This window comes from Pseudomonas sp. HMSC076A11 (genome assembly GCF_001810205.1).
Taxonomy (GTDB): domain Bacteria; phylum Pseudomonadota; class Gammaproteobacteria; order Pseudomonadales; family Pseudomonadaceae; genus Pseudomonas; species Pseudomonas aeruginosa.
The window spans coordinates 4,300-20,361 of sequence record NZ_KV800255.1; the positions used below are offsets into that span (position 1 = coordinate 4,300).

17 protein-coding genes and 1 pseudogene are annotated in these 16,062 nt (G+C 65.3%); 16 read left to right on the forward strand and 2 right to left on the reverse strand.

Translation table 11 applies throughout. The annotated features are described in order from the left end of the window. The 9 genes from HMPREF2716_RS00525 to hemN all read left to right on the forward strand — a co-directional run. A partial coding sequence (locus HMPREF2716_RS00525) for a cbb3-type cytochrome c oxidase subunit II (protein ID WP_049311016.1) occupies positions 1-329 on the forward strand: 329 nt, incomplete at its 5' end. Positions 330-334: 5 nt separating this feature from the next. Then, positions 335-520 carry a CcoQ/FixQ family Cbb3-type cytochrome c oxidase assembly chaperone gene (locus HMPREF2716_RS00530; protein ID WP_003087298.1) on the forward strand — a complete coding sequence of 62 codons (186 nt, stop codon included), beginning with the start codon at positions 335-337 and terminating at the stop codon, positions 518-520. Next, positions 517-1,473 carry a cytochrome-c oxidase, cbb3-type subunit III gene (gene ccoP, locus HMPREF2716_RS00535; protein ID WP_003087292.1) on the forward strand — a complete coding sequence of 319 codons (957 nt, stop codon included), beginning with the start codon at positions 517-519 and terminating at the stop codon, positions 1,471-1,473. The genes HMPREF2716_RS00530 and ccoP overlap by 4 nt, the downstream gene beginning before the upstream one ends. Positions 1,474-1,691: 218 nt before the next feature. After that, positions 1,692-3,107 (forward strand): cytochrome c oxidase accessory protein CcoG, encoded by a 1,416-nt coding sequence (gene ccoG / locus HMPREF2716_RS00540; RefSeq protein ID WP_003087288.1) that lies wholly within the window; start codon positions 1,692-1,694, stop codon positions 3,105-3,107. Between the two features lie 11 nt (positions 3,108-3,118). Beyond that, positions 3,119-3,658 carry a FixH family protein gene (locus tag HMPREF2716_RS00545; protein ID WP_003103941.1) on the forward strand — a complete coding sequence of 180 codons (540 nt, stop codon included), beginning with the start codon at positions 3,119-3,121 and terminating at the stop codon, positions 3,656-3,658. After that, on the forward strand, positions 3,655-6,090 hold the full coding sequence (locus tag HMPREF2716_RS00550) for a heavy metal translocating P-type ATPase (RefSeq protein ID WP_023099748.1): 2,436 nt from the start codon (positions 3,655-3,657) through the stop codon (positions 6,088-6,090). Before HMPREF2716_RS00545 ends, HMPREF2716_RS00550 begins: the two co-directional genes overlap by 4 nt. Then, complete coding sequence (gene ccoS / locus HMPREF2716_RS00555; protein WP_003087273.1) at positions 6,069-6,278, forward strand: cbb3-type cytochrome oxidase assembly protein CcoS; 210 nt, start codon at positions 6,069-6,071, stop codon at positions 6,276-6,278. Before HMPREF2716_RS00550 ends, ccoS begins: the two co-directional genes overlap by 22 nt. Then, on the forward strand, positions 6,271-6,954 hold the full coding sequence (locus HMPREF2716_RS00560) for a sulfite exporter TauE/SafE family protein (protein WP_003087270.1): 684 nt from the start codon (positions 6,271-6,273) through the stop codon (positions 6,952-6,954). Before ccoS ends, HMPREF2716_RS00560 begins: the two co-directional genes overlap by 8 nt. Positions 6,955-7,081: 127 nt before the next feature. Then, on the forward strand, positions 7,082-8,464 hold the full coding sequence (gene hemN, locus HMPREF2716_RS00565) for an oxygen-independent coproporphyrinogen III oxidase (protein WP_023518539.1): 1,383 nt from the start codon (positions 7,082-7,084) through the stop codon (positions 8,462-8,464). A 48-nt stretch (positions 8,465-8,512) separates the two neighbouring features. Here hemN and HMPREF2716_RS00570 read toward each other — a convergent pair whose 3' ends face one another. After that, on the reverse strand, positions 8,513-8,980 hold the full coding sequence (locus tag HMPREF2716_RS00570) for a hypothetical protein (protein WP_003114670.1): 468 nt from the start codon (positions 8,978-8,980) through the stop codon (positions 8,513-8,515). A 245-nt stretch (positions 8,981-9,225) separates the two neighbouring features. Here HMPREF2716_RS00570 and anr point away from each other — a divergent pair, with 245 nt between their 5' ends. The 5 genes from anr (at position 9,226) to mdtI (ending at position 12,770) form a co-directional block, all read left to right on the forward strand. Next, on the forward strand, positions 9,226-9,960 hold the full coding sequence (gene anr / locus HMPREF2716_RS00575) for a transcriptional regulator Anr (protein ID WP_003087262.1): 735 nt from the start codon (positions 9,226-9,228) through the stop codon (positions 9,958-9,960). A gap of 85 nt (positions 9,961-10,045) precedes the next feature. Then, positions 10,046-10,594, forward strand: a complete 549-nt coding sequence (locus HMPREF2716_RS00580; protein WP_003111081.1) for an adenine phosphoribosyltransferase — start codon at positions 10,046-10,048, stop codon at positions 10,592-10,594. A 239-nt stretch (positions 10,595-10,833) separates the two neighbouring features. After that, positions 10,834-11,670: a metal-dependent hydrolase gene (locus HMPREF2716_RS00585; protein ID WP_003087258.1), complete on the forward strand. Its 837-nt coding sequence runs from the start codon at positions 10,834-10,836 to the stop codon at positions 11,668-11,670. 408 nt (positions 11,671-12,078) lie between these two features. Then, the gene (locus HMPREF2716_RS00590) at positions 12,079-12,447 is read left to right on the forward strand and encodes a multidrug/spermidine efflux SMR transporter subunit MdtJ (protein ID WP_003087256.1); all 369 of its coding nucleotides are present in this window, start codon (positions 12,079-12,081) and stop codon (positions 12,445-12,447) included. Continuing rightward, positions 12,441-12,770 (forward strand): multidrug/spermidine efflux SMR transporter subunit MdtI, encoded by a 330-nt coding sequence (gene mdtI / locus HMPREF2716_RS28345; RefSeq protein WP_003103934.1) that lies wholly within the window; start codon positions 12,441-12,443, stop codon positions 12,768-12,770. Before HMPREF2716_RS00590 ends, mdtI begins: the two co-directional genes overlap by 7 nt. Before the next feature lie 525 nt (positions 12,771-13,295). Here mdtI and HMPREF2716_RS29745 read toward each other — a convergent pair. Beyond that, a pseudogene (locus HMPREF2716_RS29745) lies at positions 13,296-13,493 on the reverse strand (TetR family transcriptional regulator); the annotation flags it as partial. A gap of 92 nt (positions 13,494-13,585) precedes the next feature. On the opposite strand from HMPREF2716_RS29745, the gene HMPREF2716_RS00605 reads away from it, so the two are divergent. Further along, positions 13,586-15,169, forward strand: coding sequence for a flavin-containing monooxygenase (locus HMPREF2716_RS00605; RefSeq protein WP_003121915.1), 1,584 nt, complete (start codon positions 13,586-13,588; stop codon positions 15,167-15,169). Further along, the gene (locus HMPREF2716_RS00610) at positions 15,166-16,053 is read left to right on the forward strand and encodes an SDR family NAD(P)-dependent oxidoreductase (protein WP_016253606.1); all 888 of its coding nucleotides are present in this window, start codon (positions 15,166-15,168) and stop codon (positions 16,051-16,053) included. The genes HMPREF2716_RS00605 and HMPREF2716_RS00610 overlap by 4 nt, the downstream gene beginning before the upstream one ends. Positions 16,054-16,062: the final 9 nt, after the last annotated feature.

The following is a 16,062-nucleotide window of genomic DNA, read 5'->3' on the forward strand; positions in this document are numbered from 1 at the left end:
ACCACCCGTTCCTGTGGGGTTCCAAGCGTACCGGCCCGGACCTGGCCCGCGTCGGCGGCCGTTACTCCGACGACTGGCACCGCGCGCACCTGTACAACCCGCGCAACGTGGTGCCCGAGTCGAAGATGCCTGCCTACCCGTGGCTGGTAGAGAACAAGCTTGATGGCAAGGACACCGCCACCAAGATGGAAGTCCTGCGCAAGCTGGGCGTGCCTTACACCGACGAGGACATCGCCGGTGCACGTGAAGCCGTGAAGGGCAAGACCGAGATGGACGCCCTGGTGGCGTTCCTTCAAGGCCTGGGAACCTCTATCAAGAGCAAACGGTGAGTGTGATGGATATCGGGACTCTGCGTGGACTGGGCACCGTGGTGATCATGGTCGCCTTCATCGGCCTGGTGATCTGGGCCTACAGCGGCAAGCGCAAGAAGAGCTTCGACGAAGCGACGATGCTGCCCTTCGCAGACGATCCCGAAGCCAAAAAGCACGTCGAGCAAGCTTCTAGGAGTAACAAAGAATGACGACCTTCTGGAGTCTGTACATTACAGCTCTCACCCTCGGCACCCTGCTGGCGCTGACCTGGCTGATCTTCGCCACCCGCAAGGGCCAGCGCAGCAGCACCACCGACGAGACCGTGGGCCACTCCTACGACGGCATCGAGGAGTACGACAACCCGCTGCCGAAGTGGTGGTTCATGCTGTTCGTCGGCACCCTGGTGTTCGCCGTGGGCTACCTGGCCCTGTACCCGGGCCTGGGCACCTGGAAAGGCCTGATGCCGGGCTACCAGTCCGCCGACGAATTCGCCGACAAGGAAAAAGGCTGGACCGGCGTCCACCAGTGGGAAAAGGAAATGGCCAAGGCCGACGAGAAATACGGCCCGATCTTCGCCAAGTTCGCCGCGATGCCCATCGAGGAAGTCGCCAAGGATCCGCAGGCGGTGAAAATGGGCGGTCGCCTGTTCGCCTCCAACTGCTCGATCTGCCACGGCTCCGACGCCAAGGGCGCCTACGGCTTCCCCAACCTGACCGACGCCGACTGGCGCTGGGGCGGCGAGCCGGAAACCATCAAGACCACCATCATGGCTGGCCGCCACGCCGCCATGCCGGCCTGGGGTGAAGTGATCGGCGAGGAAGGCGTGAAGAACGTCGCCGCTTTCGTCCTCACCCAGATGGATGGCCGCAAGCTGCCGGAAGGCGCCAAGGCAGACATCGAGGCCGGCAAGCAGGTCTTCGCCACCACCTGCGTCGCCTGCCACGGTCCGGAAGGCAAGGGCACCCCAGCGATGGGCGCTCCCGATCTGACCCACCCCGGCGCGTTCATCTACGGCTCCAGCTTCGCGCAACTGCAGCAGACCATCCGCTACGGTCGCCAGGGCGTGATGCCGGCGCAACAGGAACACCTGGGCAACGACAAGGTGCACCTGCTGGCCGCCTACGTATACAGCCTGTCGCACGGTGAGAAGAGCGCCGAATAAGCGCTCCCCTCCCCCACGACCCAGACGGCGCCGGCAACCCCGGCGCCGTTTTATTTTGTGCAAAAGAAAAGCGCGAATGGGACAATACGCGACCAAAAGTCGCACAGTTACCGCAAAAAGCCTGATAGATCAGGCGTATAATCAGTAGGCGTGCAACTATTTTCTGACCCTGTCGGCATGTACCGGCCGGGCGCCCCCCACTGCCGTGGTACGCACTGATGAGCAAACAGATTCCCGTTCAAGACGTCACCCCGCCTGCCAAGGGCGACACCAATAACAACGATCTCTACGCCAAGCGCGAGAAGATCTACACCCGGGCCTTCACCGGTATCTTCCGCCGACTGCGCATGGTGGGCGGTGCGGCGCTCTTCCTCCTCTACTTCGGAACCGTCTGGCTCAACTGGAGCGGTCGCCAGGCCGTCTGGTGGGACCTGCCCGAGCGCAAGTTCTACATCTTCGGCGCCACCTTCTGGCCGCAGGACTTCATGCTGCTGTCCTGGCTGCTGATCGTCTGCGCCTTCGGCCTGTTCTTCATCACCGTGTTCGCCGGTCGCGTCTGGTGCGGCTATACCTGCCCGCAGAGCGTGTGGACCTGGATCTACATGTGGTGCGAGAAGGTCACCGAAGGCGACCGCAACCAGCGCATCAAGCTGGACAAGGCCCCGATGAGCGGCAACAAGCTGCTGCGCAAGACCGCCAAGCACAGCCTGTGGCTGCTGATCGGCCTGGTCACCGGCCTGACCTTCGTCGGCTACTTCTCGCCGATCCGCGAGCTGATTCCCGAGCTGCTCACCGGCCAGGCCGACGGCTGGGCCTACTTCTGGGTCGGCTTCTTCACCCTGGCCACCTACGGCAACGCCGGCTGGCTGCGCGAGCAGGTGTGCATCTACATGTGCCCCTACGCGCGCTTCCAGAGCGTGATGTTCGACAAGGACACCCTGATCGTCTCCTACGATCCGCGTCGTGGCGAGAAGCGCGGCCCGCGCAAGAAGTCCCTCGACTACAAGGCCCAGGGCCTGGGCGACTGCATCGACTGCACGATGTGCGTGCAGGTCTGCCCGACCGGCATCGACATCCGCGACGGCCTGCAGATCGAGTGCATCGGCTGCGCCGCGTGCATCGACGCCTGCGACAGCATCATGGAGAAGATGAACTACCCGAAAGGGCTGATCAGCTACACCACCGAGCACAACCTCAACGGCCAGAAGACCCACCTGGCCCGGCCGCGCCTGATCGGCTACGCCATCGCCCTGGTACTGATGATTTCCGCCCTGATCACCGCGGTGGTCCTGCGTCCGCTGGTCGGCTTCGACGTCAGCAAGGACCGCGTGCTCTACCGCGAGAACGAACTCGGCCGCATCGAGAACGTGTACAGCCTGAAGATCATGAACAAGGATCAGCAGGACCACACCTACATCCTCGGCGCCAAGGGCCTCGAAGGCCTGACCCTGGAAGGCCGGCGCGAGCTGAAGGTGGCGGCGGGCGACATCCTCAACCTGCCGATGGAACTGTCCATCGAGCCGGAGAAGCTGCCTTCGACCACCAACGAGATCGTCTTCACCATCGAGTCGGCCGACGACCCGAGCATCCATAAAGAAGCGAAGAGTCGCTTCATTGGCCCACGCACCCGTTGAGTAACTTGAGCATGCAGTCCGAGACCCACCCTCAACCCTGGTACAAACACTTCTGGGCCTGGTTCATCGTGGCCCTCCTGGCGACCTCGGTGGTGCTCGGGCTGAGCCTGGTCACCATCGCGGTGCGCAACCAGGACACCCTGGTCACCGACAACTACTACGAGGCCGGCAAGGGCATCAACCGCTCCCTGGAACGCGAGAACCTGGCCGTACGCCTGCAAGTGCACGCCAAGGTCAAGGTCGACGACCTGACCGGCGAAGTCGAAGTGCGCCTGACCGGCAACAGCCGTCCGGAGCAACTCACCCTCAACCTGATCTCGCCGACCCAGCCGGAGAAGGACCGCCGCGTGGAGCTGCTGCGCAGCAACTCCGACCGCGAGCGCTACGTCGGGCAACTGACCGACGCCGTCGAGGGCCGTCGCTTCGTCGAACTGCTCGGCCAGGAAGGCAGCGGCCAGTGGCGCCTGTTCGAGGAAGAGGTGGTATCGCCGACCGTGGTCATGGAGCTGGGTGACGAACCGCTCCAGGGAGCAGAAGCGAAGCGCCCATGAGCGCCCCCCTGCCCTGCTACCACTGCGGCTTGCCGGTCCCCGCCGGCAGCCGCTTCGAGGCCCGCGTGCTCGGCGAGACGCGGGCCATGTGCTGTCCCGGCTGCCAGGCGGTGGCCGAGGCCATCGTCGCCGGCGGCCTGGAAAGCTACTACCGGCACCGCAGCGAAAACGCCGCCAATCCCGAGGCATTGCCCAAGGCGCTCAGCGAGGAGTTGCAGCTCTACGACCGCCCGGACGTACAGGGTGGCTTCGTCCGCCATGAGGGCGAGCTGGCGGAAACCAGCCTGATGATCGAAGGCATCAGTTGCGCTGCCTGCGGCTGGCTGATCGAGAAGCACCTGCGCCAGTTGCCTGGCGTGGCCGAGGCGCGGCTCAACCTGTCCAACCATCGCCTGCACGTGCGCTGGCAGGACAGCCAGCTGCCGCTCAGCCAGTTGCTCGGCGAACTGCGCCAGATCGGCTATGCCGGCCATCCCTACCAACCCGACCGCGCCACCGAGCGCCTGGCCATGGAGAACCGTCACGCCCTGCGCCAGCTCGGTGTCGCCGGGCTGCTGTGGATCCAGGTGATGATGGCGGTGATGGCGACCTGGCCGGAATTCAACCTCGACCTTTCCGCCGGCATGGACCGCATCCTGCGCTGGGTCAGCCTGATCCTCACCACGCCGATCGTCTTCTACTGCTGCGGCCAGTTCTTCCGTGGCGCCCTGCGCGACCTGCGCACCCGCCACCTGACCATGGACGTCTCGGTGTCGCTGGCGATCGGCGGCGCCTACGTCGCCGGCATCTGGTCGACGATCACCGGCCAAGGCGAACTGTATTTCGACGCGGTCGGCATGTTCGCCCTGTTCCTCCTCGCCGGCCGCTACCTCGAACGCCGCGCGCGGGAGCGCACCGCCGCCTCCACCGCGCAACTGGTCAACCTGCTGCCGGCGTCCTGCCTGCGCCTGGACGCCGCCAACCAGGGCGAGCGCATCCTGCTCAGCGAACTGCGCGTCGGCGACCGCGTGCTGGTACCGCCAGGCGCCGTGCTGCCAGCCGACGGAGTGATCCTCGACGGCCAGTCCAGCGTCGACGAGTCGCTGCTCACCGGCGAGTACCTGCCCCATCCACGCCAGGCCGGCGACGCCGTCACCGGCGGAACCCTGAACGTCGAGGGGCCGCTGACCGTCGAGGTCGGCGCCCTTGGCGACGACAGCCGCCTGTCGGCCATCGTCCGCCTGCTGGAACGCGCCCAGGCGGACAAGCCGCGCCTGGCGGAACTGGCCGACAAGGTCGCGCAGTGGTTCCTGCTCATCGTCCTGCTGGTCGCCGCAGCGGTCGGCGTGCTGTGGTGGCAGGTCGACCACCAGCGCGCCTTCTGGGTGGTGCTGTCGCTGCTGGTCGCCACCTGCCCCTGCGCCCTGTCGCTGGCCACGCCCACCGCGCTCACCGCGGCCACCGGCAGCCTGCACAAGCTCGGCCTGCTGATCACGCGCGGGCACGTGCTGGAAGGGCTGAACCATATCGACACGGTAATCTTCGACAAGACCGGCACCCTCACCGAAGGCCGCCTGACGCTCAAGCAGGTGCTACCCCTGCGCGATCTCGACGCGGATCGCTGCCTGGCCCTCGCCGCCGCCCTCGAGAACCGTTCCGAACACCCCATCGCCCGCGCCTTCGGCCGTGCGCCGGAGGCCGCCGACAGCGTCGCAAGCCATCCGGGACTGGGCCTCGAAGGCCTGGTGGAAGGCCGCCGCCTGCGCATCGGCCAGGCCGCCTTCGTCAGTAACCTGGGCGGCAGCGCCACGCCCGCGATGCCCGGCGACTCCGGACAGTGGCTGCTGCTCGGCGACGAGCAGGGACCGCTGGCCTGGTTCGGTCTCGACGACCGCCTGCGCAGCGACGCCCCCGCCCTGCTCGCCGCCTGCAAGGCGCGCGGCTGGCGCACCCTCCTGCTATCCGGCGACGCCTCGCCGATGGTCGCCAGCGTCGCTGCCGAACTGGGCATCGACGAAGCCCGCGGCGGCCTGACCCCGGACGACAAGCTGGCCATGCTCGAACGCCTGCACGGCGAGGGCCGCCGGGTGCTGATGCTCGGCGACGGAGTCAACGACGTACCGGTGCTCGCCGGTGCCGACATCAGCGTCGCCATGGGCAGCGCCACCGACCTGGCCAAGACCAGCGCCGACGCGGTGCTCCTGTCCAACCGCCTGGACAGCCTGGTGCAGGCTTTCCGGCTGGCGCGCCGCACCCGCCATATCATCATCGAGAACCTGGCCTGGGCCAGCCTGTACAATGGCCTGGTCCTGCCCTTCGCCGCGCTCGGCTGGATCACCCCGGGCTGGGCGGCGATCGGCATGTCGGTCAGTTCGCTGCTGGTGGTGGTCAACGCCCTGCGGCTGACCCGAATCCCTTCGCCGAGGTCCGTATGGCCGCGCTCTACATCCTGATCCCCGTCGCGATCGTCATCGTCGCCATCGCCATCTACGTGTTCTTCTGGGCGGTGGACAGCGGCCAGTACGACGATCTCGACGGCCCCGCCCACAGCATTCTCTTCGACGACGAAGACCCGAAGCACCAGGCCGGCGTCGACGAAGCGGAGAAGCCGTCGAAACCCGAGGACCGACCGCGTGGCTGAACTGGCGCCGCTGCTGGTTTCCGCGCTGATCCTCGGCCTGCTCGGGGGAGGCCACTGCCTGGGCATGTGCGGCGGCCTGATGGGCGCACTGACCCTGGCCATTCCCGCCGAACAGCGCGGCCGTCGTCTGCGCCTGCTGCTGGCCTACAACCTCGGCCGCATCCTCAGCTACGCCTGCGCCGGCCTGCTGCTCGGCCTGGCCGGCTGGGCGGTGGCGCGCACCCCGTTGGCCGGCGCGCTGCGGGTGGTCGCCGGGCTGCTGCTGATCGCCATGGGACTCTACCTGGCCGGCTGGTGGAGCGGCCTGACCCGCGTCGAGGCGCTCGGTCGCGGCCTCTGGCGCCACCTGGAACCCTTCGCCCGGCGCCTGCTGCCGGTCTCCAGCCTGCCACGGGCCCTGCTGCTCGGAGCGATCTGGGGCTGGCTGCCCTGCGGGCTGGTCTACAGCACCCTGCTCTGGGCCACCAGCCAGGGATCGGCACTGGACAGCGCGCTGCTGATGCTGGCGTTCGGCCTCGGCACCTGGCCGGTTCTGCTGGCCACCGGCATGGCCGCCGAACGGGTGACCGCCCTGCTGCGCCGTCGCGGCGTACGCATCGTGGGCGGCCTGATGGTCATCCTCTTCGGCCTCTGGACCCTCCCAGGACCGCACCAGGCCTGGCTGATGGGGCATTGACGGACGCCCGTCCCAACATCGGGCGACACATCCTGTATACATTCACCCGCTTGATACAAATCAACAGGCCTTCCCGGCGCAATCCCTAGACTTCCCGACTAAAGCTCGCCAACTGGGGATCTCTGGCATGCTCGACACCATTCGCTGGGACGCTGACCTGATTCGGCGCTACGACCTTTCCGGCCCGCGTTACACCTCCTATCCGACCGCCGTGCAGTTCCACGAAGGCATCGGCCCGTTCGACCAGTTGCACGCCCTGCGCGACAGCCGGAAGGGCGGACACCCCCTGTCGCTCTACGTGCACATCCCGTTCTGCGCCAACATCTGCTACTACTGCGCCTGCAACAAGGTGATCACCAAGGATCGCGGGCGCAGCGCGCCGTACCTCGCGCGCCTGGTCCGCGAGATCGAGATCGTCAGCCGCCACCTCTCCCGCGAGCAGGTGGTCGAGCAACTGCACTTCGGTGGCGGAACCCCGACCTTCCTCAGTCCCGGCCAGTTGCGCGAACTCATGTCGCAATTGCGCACCCACCTCAACCTGCTGGACGACGATTCGGGCGACTACGGCATCGAGATCGACCCACGCGAGGCCGACTGGTCGACCATGGGCCTGCTCCGCGAACTCGGTTTCAACCGCGTCAGCCTCGGCGTACAGGACTTCGACATGGAGGTGCAGAAGGCGGTCAACCGCATGCAGACCCCGGAGGAGACCCGTACCATCGTCGAGGCCGCGCGCACCCTGCAGTACCGCTCGATCAACCTCGACCTGATCTACGGACTGCCGAAACAGACGCCGGACAGCTTCGCCCGCACGGTCGACGAAGTGATCGCGCTACAGCCGGATCGCCTCTCGGTGTTCAACTACGCCCACCTGCCCGAGCGTTTCATGCCGCAGCGGCGGATCAACGCCGACGACCTGCCGAGCCCGGGCCAGAAGCTGGAAATGCTCCAGCGCACCACCGAGCAACTCGCCGCGGCGGGCTACCGCTATATCGGCATGGATCACTTCGCCCTGCCCGACGACGAGCTGGCCAGCGCCCAGGAAGACGGCACCCTGCAACGCAATTTCCAGGGCTACACCACGCACGGGCACTGTGACCTGGTAGGTCTCGGGGTCTCGGCGATCAGCCAGATCGGCGACCTCTACAGCCAGAACAGCAGCGACATCAACGACTACCAGACCAGCCTCGACAACGGCCAGTTGGCGATCCGTCGCGGCCTGCACTGCAACAGCGACGACCGGGTGCGGCGCGCAGTGATCCAGCAACTGATCTGCCACTTCGAACTGGCCTTCGAGGATATCGAGACGGAGTTCGGCATCGACTTCCGCAGCTACTTCGCCGAGCTGTGGCCCGACCTCGAACGCTTCGCCGCCGACGGCCTGATCCGCCTGGACGCCAAGGGCATCGACATCACCTCCTCCGGGCGTCTGCTGGTGCGTTCGATCTGCATGCTGTTCGACCGCTACCTGCCCAGCCTCAACCGGCAGCGCTTCTCCCGGGTGATCTGAAAGCGCACCGCCCTGCCCGCACGACAGGGCGGTGAATCCCCGCCCCTTCTACCGGCTGCCCATGACCTTCATGATCAGCGCCGGGTCGCTGATACCCATCTCCTTGATGGCCGATGCCATCGCTGCCGTTGCCGTCTGCAGGGCGGAGTTGAGTTGTTGCAACTCCTTCTGCAACTCAGGCACGCGAGCCTCCTTCGCCCCCGGATCGGACGACCTCATGGCCTCCTGCAGCTCCCTGAGCTTCTCTTCGATCTTCTTCTTCAACTCGCGGATCATCTTCACCATCGGCCGCAACTCCTGCGGGATATCCTCGTCCTCCTCCTCCACCGGCACCCCCATGGTGGCGGCCAGCTCGCGCCCTGCCTGGGAAAGCTGTACATGCTGATCGGCGGCGTCGGTACCGGCGGCCGGGTCTTCCGCCTGCTCGGCGGTGCCGGTCCGCGCGGCCTTGGCGTCCGCGGCGGCGCGCGATGAGGGCGGCACCTGGGTGGTGATCCAGCCACTGAGGGTCAACATTCCAGTCACTCCGGGAAAAATGGAATTCTTCCATTGGATCGGCCCACGCGTCGCGAACTTGAGCCCCCTTTTCGTCGCCCCTTGACAGGGTGCGACAGGTAGTCGCAGTTGTTTGACGCAAGTCACTGATTGGAAACGCCATCGGCCTGTCAGAAATGGTCGTTGCCAGACCTATGGCTGGCACCCGCATCGCGGCTGCGTTACCCTTACTCCTGTTGTGCCTTTAACCTAGCAAGGACCCCTCAATGGCCGAAACCATCAAGGTGCGCGCACTGCCCCAAGCACACTGCAAGGATTGCAGTCTGGCCCCGCTGTGCCTCCCCCTGTCGCTGACCGTGGAAGACATGGATTCGCTGGACGAGATCGTCAAGCGCGGTCGTCCCCTGAAGAAAGGCGAATTCCTGTTCCGCCAGGGCGATCCTTTCGGCTCGGTCTTTGCCGTGCGCTCCGGCGCCCTGAAAACCTTCAGCATCACCGATGCCGGCGAAGAGCAGATCACCGGCTTCCACCTGCCCAGCGAGCTGGTCGGCCTGTCCGGGATGGATACCGAGACCTATCCGGTATCCGCCCAGGCCCTGGAAACCACCTCGGTCTGCGAGATTCCCTTCGAGCGCCTGGACGAACTGTCCGAGCAGCTGCCGCAACTGCGCCGCCAACTGATGCGCCTGATGAGCCGGGAAATCCGCGATGACCAGCAGATGATGCTGCTGCTGTCGAAGAAGACTGCCGACGAGCGCATCGCCACCTTCCTGGTCAACCTGTCGGCGCGCTTCCGTGCCCGTGGCTTCTCCGCCCAGCAGTTCCGCCTGGCCATGTCGCGCAACGAGATCGGCAACTATCTCGGCCTGGCCGTAGAAACCGTGTCGCGGGTCTTCACCCGCTTCCAGCAGAACGGCCTGATCAGCGCGGAAGGCAAGGAAGTGCACATCCTCGACTCCATCGAGCTGTGCGCCCTCGCCGGCGGCCAGCTGGAAGGCTGAAGCGCCTGCGAACCGCCAACGGGCCCGCCTCAACGCGGGCCCGTTGTATGATGGGCCCCGAAAAACGCCCAGCCCAGGATCTTCCATGATTTTCGACGAGTTCACCCTCAAGTCGCAGATCCGCGCCGTGCCGGACTTTCCCAAGCCCGGCGTGGTGTTCCGCGACATCACCCCGCTGTTCCAGTCGCCACGCGCGCTGCGCATGACCGTGGACAGCTTCGTCCAGCGCTACATCGAGGCCGATTTCAGCCACATCGGCGCCATGGATGCCCGCGGCTTCCTCATCGGCTCGGCGGTGGCCTATGCGCTGAACAAGCCGCTGGTCCTGTTCCGCAAGCAGGGCAAGCTACCCGCCGACGTACTCGCCGAGGGCTACCAGACCGAATACGGCGAGGCCTTCCTCGAAGTACATGCCGACAGCCTCTGCGAAGGCGACAGCGTACTGATCTTCGACGACCTCATCGCCACCGGCGGGACCCTGCTGGCGGCCGCGAGCCTGGTACGACGCCTCGGGGCCAGGGTCTTCGAGGCCGCGGCGATCATCGACCTGCCGGAACTCGGCGGCTCCACTCGCCTGCAGGACGCCGGCATCTCCACCTTCAGTCTCACCGCGTTCACTCTCGACGAGCGTTGATACGCCGGGGCGCGCCCTGGCGCCCCGCGTTCGCTCCTTGCGCCCCATCTTCCGTCTGGTCGAGCCGACCTGGCCATTAATGACTTCGAAATGGCCAGGAATGACCTCCCGCTGTTGGACAATCCTGCAATAATTACATCAGCTAATGACACATTCAGAGGTGTTATAGCGAGCTCGCCATAGGGAACCCGAGGAAACCTGCGCGTTTCCCCTCCCCAGAACAACAAAAGGAGTTAGCCATGACTGCCACTGGCACCGCCTCCCCGGTTCGCGCCAATTTCCCCGTGCGGCGGATGGATTTCAGCTTCAGCGAAACCCCGAAGTACTGGTGGGACGGCCAACCCTTCATGACCCAGTTCATGAACAACCTGTCCTCGCTCTTCCCCTACGGCGAAAAATTCTTCGTCGATAGCGTGCGCGCGGTGCGCGACCGCCTGGAGGATCCGCAACTGAAGAAGGACGTCAGCGCCTTCATCGGCCAGGAGGCGATGCACTCCAAGGAGCATGCCGCCTACAACGAATATGCCGAGGAGCACGGGGTCGACCTGGAGTGCCTCGAACTGCGGATCAAGGTCCTGCTGGAAAACGTCAGCAAGGTCACCACCAGGAAACACCAGTTGGCGATCACCTGCGCCCTCGAGCATTTCACCGCGACCATGGCCGCGCAGCTGCTCAAGCGCGAAGACCTGACCATCCAGATGCAGTCGCCGAAGATGTACAAGCTGTGGATGTGGCATGCCATCGAGGAGAACGAACACAAGAATGTCGCCTACGATGTGTACCAGAAAGTCTACGGCGGCTACTTCACCCGGGTTCTGGTGATGATGCTGACCACCCTGATGTTCTTCGGCGTCATCGGCTGGTTCCAGCTCGACCTGCTACGCAAGGACGGCCAATTGTTCAACTGGCGCTCCTGGAAGCATGGCCTGGGCACCCTGTTCGGCCTGCGCAAGGGCTTCTTCACCCGCCTGCTGCTGCCCTACCTGGACTACTACCGGCCGGGCTTCCACCCCAGCGACCACGACACCGCGAAACTGGAGAAATACTGGAAGGACAAACTGGCCTTCGCCGATTGAAGCCCGCCTCCGCCAGTGCCGCTCCGCCCCCGACGCCAGGCCCCGCCTGGCGTTTCTTATTCGAGAGAAGAACAGGATATTGCACACGGAAAAGCCTCCGTTTCGACTACCGTTCCTGAATCCGCCATTTTACGGAGGAAATAATTAGTCAATTCCTATCGATTGGCTTTTTACGATGCCCTGAGGTAATATCATGTTCATTATGTTGAACACTAAGGCATTACCTCTCCCCACTTCCCGTCTGGTCTCCCGCGAGCGTCACTGGACCGGCGACCTCTAGCTCCCTCCCTCGACACCTGCTGTCGGTGGCGACCGCCCCTGCGCTTCGGGGTCTTTCCCGCCCCTCGCCACCGCTCTTCGTCATCTTTGGCCGCGGCCTCCATTCCGCGGTGCCCATGGGAGGGCAACATGCGTTCCTGGATCTATCTGTTACTGGCTATCGGCGCCGAAGTGATCGGCACCACCTCGATGAAACTGGCCGCCACCCACGCCCCTGTCGCAGGCATGCTGCTGATGTACGGGATGATCGGCCTGTCCTATTTCTTCCTCGCCCTGGCGGTCAAGCGTGTCCCCGTCGGAGTCGCCTACGCCCTTTGGGAAGGCATTGGCATCGTCCTGATCACGGCGGTCAGCGTCGCCTGGCTGGGCGAAAGCATCGGCCTGTACAAGGCCGTCGGCCTCGGCGTGATGATCGCCGGCATCCTGCTGATCAAGTCCGGCACCCGCAACGCCAGCGGCACGCCGGCGCAGCCCCGTGGGGAGGCCGTCACATGCTGACCCTGAACTGGATTCCCTTCGCCTGGCTCGGCCTGGCGATCGCCCTCGAGGTCGTCGCCAACCTGCTGTTGAAATACTCCGACGGTTTCCGCAGGCGCGGCCTCGGGATCGCCTCGATCCTCTGCGTGATGGCCGCCTTCACCGCGCTGGCGCAGGCGGTGAAGGACATCGAGCTGTCACTCGCCTATGCGATCTGGGGCGGCTTCGGCATCCTCGCCACCGTCGCCATGGGCTGGGCGCTGTTCGGCCAGCGCCTGGCCTGGCGCGGCTGGCTCGGCCTGTTGCTGCTGCTGGCCGGCATGAGCCTGCTCAAGCTGGCCTGACGCCTCGGCGTCCAACGAAACGCCCATCATCTGCAGGACCGCGGCGCCGGTGAACAACAGCAGTATCTGTTCCTCACCCAGGGCGCAGATTTCCCGACGCCGCTCCGGCTGGCCGATATAGTCCAGCGACAACTGAAACAGCTGGCGGCCGATCAGGCTGGAGAGGCGGCGGATGGTCGCCTCGCTCACCGCCGGCAACAACCTGAATTCGATGATGTCCTCCGACATGTCCTCGGCGAACTCATCCATGATCTGACGCAGGGCACCACGCAGCACCGGCGAAGCCCCATGCAGTTCGCGCACGCCGACGATGAACGCGGCGGGATTGCTCTCCACGAAGTCGAAGAACAGCCGCACCGTCTCCCGGCAGACCCGCCGCCCCCTTTCCAGGTCCAGCCCGAACGGCGTCGTCTGCGCTCGGGCGCTGGGCGCCGCACGAGTCGCGGCCTCGCGGCGAAGCTGGCGCAGCGGCTGGCGCAGCTGGGTAGAGATGTCGCGGATCATGGTCAGGCCAAGATCGTCGATATCGCGGAAATGCCGATAGAAGGTGTTCGGATTCAGGCCCGCCTCGCGCGCCAGCTCGCGCAAGCCGATGGCCCCCAGGCTGCGGCTGCTGCTGCCCAGGCGCAAGGCCGCCTCCAGCAAGGCGCGTTTGCCGGGAGCGTCGGCAACCCTGTCCTTCGTTTCGTTCATATCGCTCATGTTCCACCTGGTTGTTTCCATGCGCCACAAGTTCGGCCGTTGCGCCGCGCCGACCCTACCTAAGGTTGGCTTGACCCTGAAGTATACAGATGTCTACATTCGCAGGTAGACGAGTGTATACGCCAGCAAACAATCATAACAGGAGCTTGGCCATGAGTACCCAACCCACCCCTGCCGCCGCCCGGCACTGCAAGGTCGCCATCATCGGCACCGGTTTCTCCGGGCTGGGGATGGCGATCCGTCTCCGCCAGGAAGGCGAGGACGACTTCCTGATCTTCGAAAAGGACGCCGGCGTCGGCGGCACCTGGAGAGTCAACAACTACCCTGGCTGCGCCTGCGACGTGCAATCCCACGTCTATTCCTTCTCCTTCGAAGCGAACCCGGAGTGGACGCGGATGTTCGCCCGCCAGCCGGAAATCCGCGCCTATCTGGAGAAGTGCTGGGAAAAATACCGCTTGCAGGAAAAGACCCTGCTGAACACCGAGATCGGCAAGCTGGCCTGGGACGAGCGGCAAAGCCTCTGGCACCTGCATGACGCCCAGGGCAACCATTACACCGCGAACGCCGTGGTTTCCGGCATGGGCGGCCTGTCCACCCCGGCCTATCCACGCCTCGATGGCCTGGAGAACTTCCAGGGCAAGGTCTTCCATTCCCAGCAGTGGGACCATGACTACGACCTCAAGGGCAAGCGCGTGGCGGTGATCGGCACCGGCGCCTCGGCGATCCAGTTCGTCCCGGAGATCCAGCCGCTGGTGGCCGCGCTCGATCTCTACCAGCGCACTCCGCCATGGATCCTGCCCAAACCCGACCGGGCGATCAGCGAAACCGAGCGCCGGCGCTTCCGGCGCTTCCCGCTGGTGCAGAAGCTCTGGCGCGGCGGCCTCTACAGCCTGCTCGAAGGGCGGGTGCTGGGCTTCACCTTCGCCCCGCAGGTGATGAAGCTGGTGCAGCGCCTGGCGATCCGCCACATCCACAAGCAGATCAAGGATCCGGAACTGCGCCGCAAGGTCACGCCGGACTACACCATCGGCTGCAAGCGCATCCTCATGTCGCACAACTACTACCCGGCCCTGGCTGCCGCCAACTCCACGGTGATCACCGAAGGCATCCGCGCCGTCACCGCCAACGGAATCGTCGACGGCAACGGCCGGGAACGCGAGGTCGACGCGATCATCTTCGGTACCGGCTTCACCGCCAACGATCCGATCCCCCGCGGAGTGGTCTTCGGTCGCGACGGCCGCGACCTGCTGGACAGCTGGACCAAGGGCCCGGAAGCCTACAAGGGCACTACCACCGCCGGCTTCCCCAATCTGTTCTTCCTGATGGGACCGAACACCGGCCTCGGCCACAACTCGATGGTCTACATGATCGAGTCGCAGATCGCCTACGTCCTCGATGCGCTGAAGCTGATGAAGCGCCGCGAACTGCTCAGTCTCGAGGTCAAGGCCCCGGTGCAGGAACGCTACAACGAATACCTCCAGCGCAAGCTGGACCGCAGCGTCTGGAGCGTGGGCGGTTGCAAGAGCTGGTACCTGCATCCGGTCAGCGGCCGCAACTGCACCCTGTGGCCGGGATTCACCTGGCGCTTCCGTGCCCTGACCCGGCAGTTCGACGCCTCCGCCTACCACCTCACCACGACACCGCTCGCCGCCCTGAGCAACGAAGCCCGCCAACAGGCCGAAGGGGTACCCGCATGAAGTCATTCGAAAACAAAGTCGCCGCCATCACCGGCGCGGGCTCGGGCATCGGTCGCGCCCTGGCCGTGGAGCTGGGCAGGCAGGGTTGTCACCTGGCCCTGGCCGACGTCAATGCCGCAGCTCTCGAGGAAACCCGTCAATTGCTCGCCAGCAGCGGGGTACGCGTCTCCACCGCGGTCGTCGACGTGGCCGACCGCGAGCAGGTGCAGGCCTGGGCCGACAAGGCGGCCAGCGAACATGGCCGGGTGAACCTGATCTTCAACAACGCGGGCGTCGCCCACGCAGGTACCGTGGAAGGCAGCGACTACTCGGAATACGAGTGGATCATGAACATCAACTTCTGGGGCGTGGTGAACGGTACCAAGGCGTTCCTTCCGCACCTGAAGGCCTCCGGCAACGGCCACGTGGTCAATGTCTCCAGCGTCTTCGGGCTGTTCGCCCAGCCCGGCATGAGCGCCTACAACGCCACCAAGTACGCGGTGCGCGGTTTCACCGAGTCGTTGCGCCAGGAACTGGACATGGAGGACTCCGGCGTCTCCGCCAGTTGCGTGCATCCCGGCGGGATCAAGACCAACATCGCCAAGACCGCGCGAATGAACGAGAGCATGGCCAAGGTCACCGGCCAGGCTCCGGACAAGGCTCGCGAGCAATTCAACGACCAGTTGCTGCGGACCACCCCGGAGAAGGCCGCCCAGGTCATCCTGCGCGGCGTGCAGCGCGACAGCCGGCGCATCCTGATCGGCACCGACGCCCACGCGATCGACGTGATGCTGCGCCTGGCACCAGTGCTCTACCAGCGCCTGGTCACCGCCAGCATGCGCCTGGCAGCGCGCTTCGCGCCGCGCCCGAAGAACCCCCAGGGCGCCCGCGAAGCCAGCGAGTGAACAGGCCCC

Bases quoted from the DNA above. Each gene is read 5' to 3' on its own strand.
- HMPREF2716_RS00530 (WP_003087298.1), top strand. From the start codon at position 335: ATGGATATCGGGACTCTGCGTGGACTGGGCACCGTGGTGATCATGGTC.
- ccoP (WP_003087292.1), top strand. From the start codon at position 517: ATGACGACCTTCTGGAGTCTGTACATTACAGCTCTCACCCTCGGCACC.
- ccoG (WP_003087288.1), top strand. From the start codon at position 1,692: ATGAGCAAACAGATTCCCGTTCAAGACGTCACCCCGCCTGCCAAGGGC.
- HMPREF2716_RS00545 (WP_003103941.1), top strand. From the start codon at position 3,119: ATGCAGTCCGAGACCCACCCTCAACCCTGGTACAAACACTTCTGGGCC.
- HMPREF2716_RS00550 (WP_023099748.1), top strand. From the start codon at position 3,655: ATGAGCGCCCCCCTGCCCTGCTACCACTGCGGCTTGCCGGTCCCCGCC.
- ccoS (WP_003087273.1), top strand. From the start codon at position 6,069: ATGGCCGCGCTCTACATCCTGATCCCCGTCGCGATCGTCATCGTCGCC.
- hemN (WP_023518539.1), top strand. From the start codon at position 7,082: ATGCTCGACACCATTCGCTGGGACGCTGACCTGATTCGGCGCTACGAC.
- HMPREF2716_RS00570 (WP_003114670.1), bottom strand. From the start codon at position 8,980: ATGTTGACCCTCAGTGGCTGGATCACCACCCAGGTGCCGCCCTCATCG.
- anr (WP_003087262.1), top strand. From the start codon at position 9,226: ATGGCCGAAACCATCAAGGTGCGCGCACTGCCCCAAGCACACTGCAAG.
- HMPREF2716_RS00580 (WP_003111081.1), top strand. From the start codon at position 10,046: ATGATTTTCGACGAGTTCACCCTCAAGTCGCAGATCCGCGCCGTGCCG.
- HMPREF2716_RS00585 (WP_003087258.1), top strand. From the start codon at position 10,834: ATGACTGCCACTGGCACCGCCTCCCCGGTTCGCGCCAATTTCCCCGTG.
- HMPREF2716_RS00590 (WP_003087256.1), top strand. From the start codon at position 12,079: ATGCGTTCCTGGATCTATCTGTTACTGGCTATCGGCGCCGAAGTGATC.
- mdtI (WP_003103934.1), top strand. From the start codon at position 12,441: ATGCTGACCCTGAACTGGATTCCCTTCGCCTGGCTCGGCCTGGCGATC.
- HMPREF2716_RS00610 (WP_016253606.1), top strand. From the start codon at position 15,166: ATGAAGTCATTCGAAAACAAAGTCGCCGCCATCACCGGCGCGGGCTCG.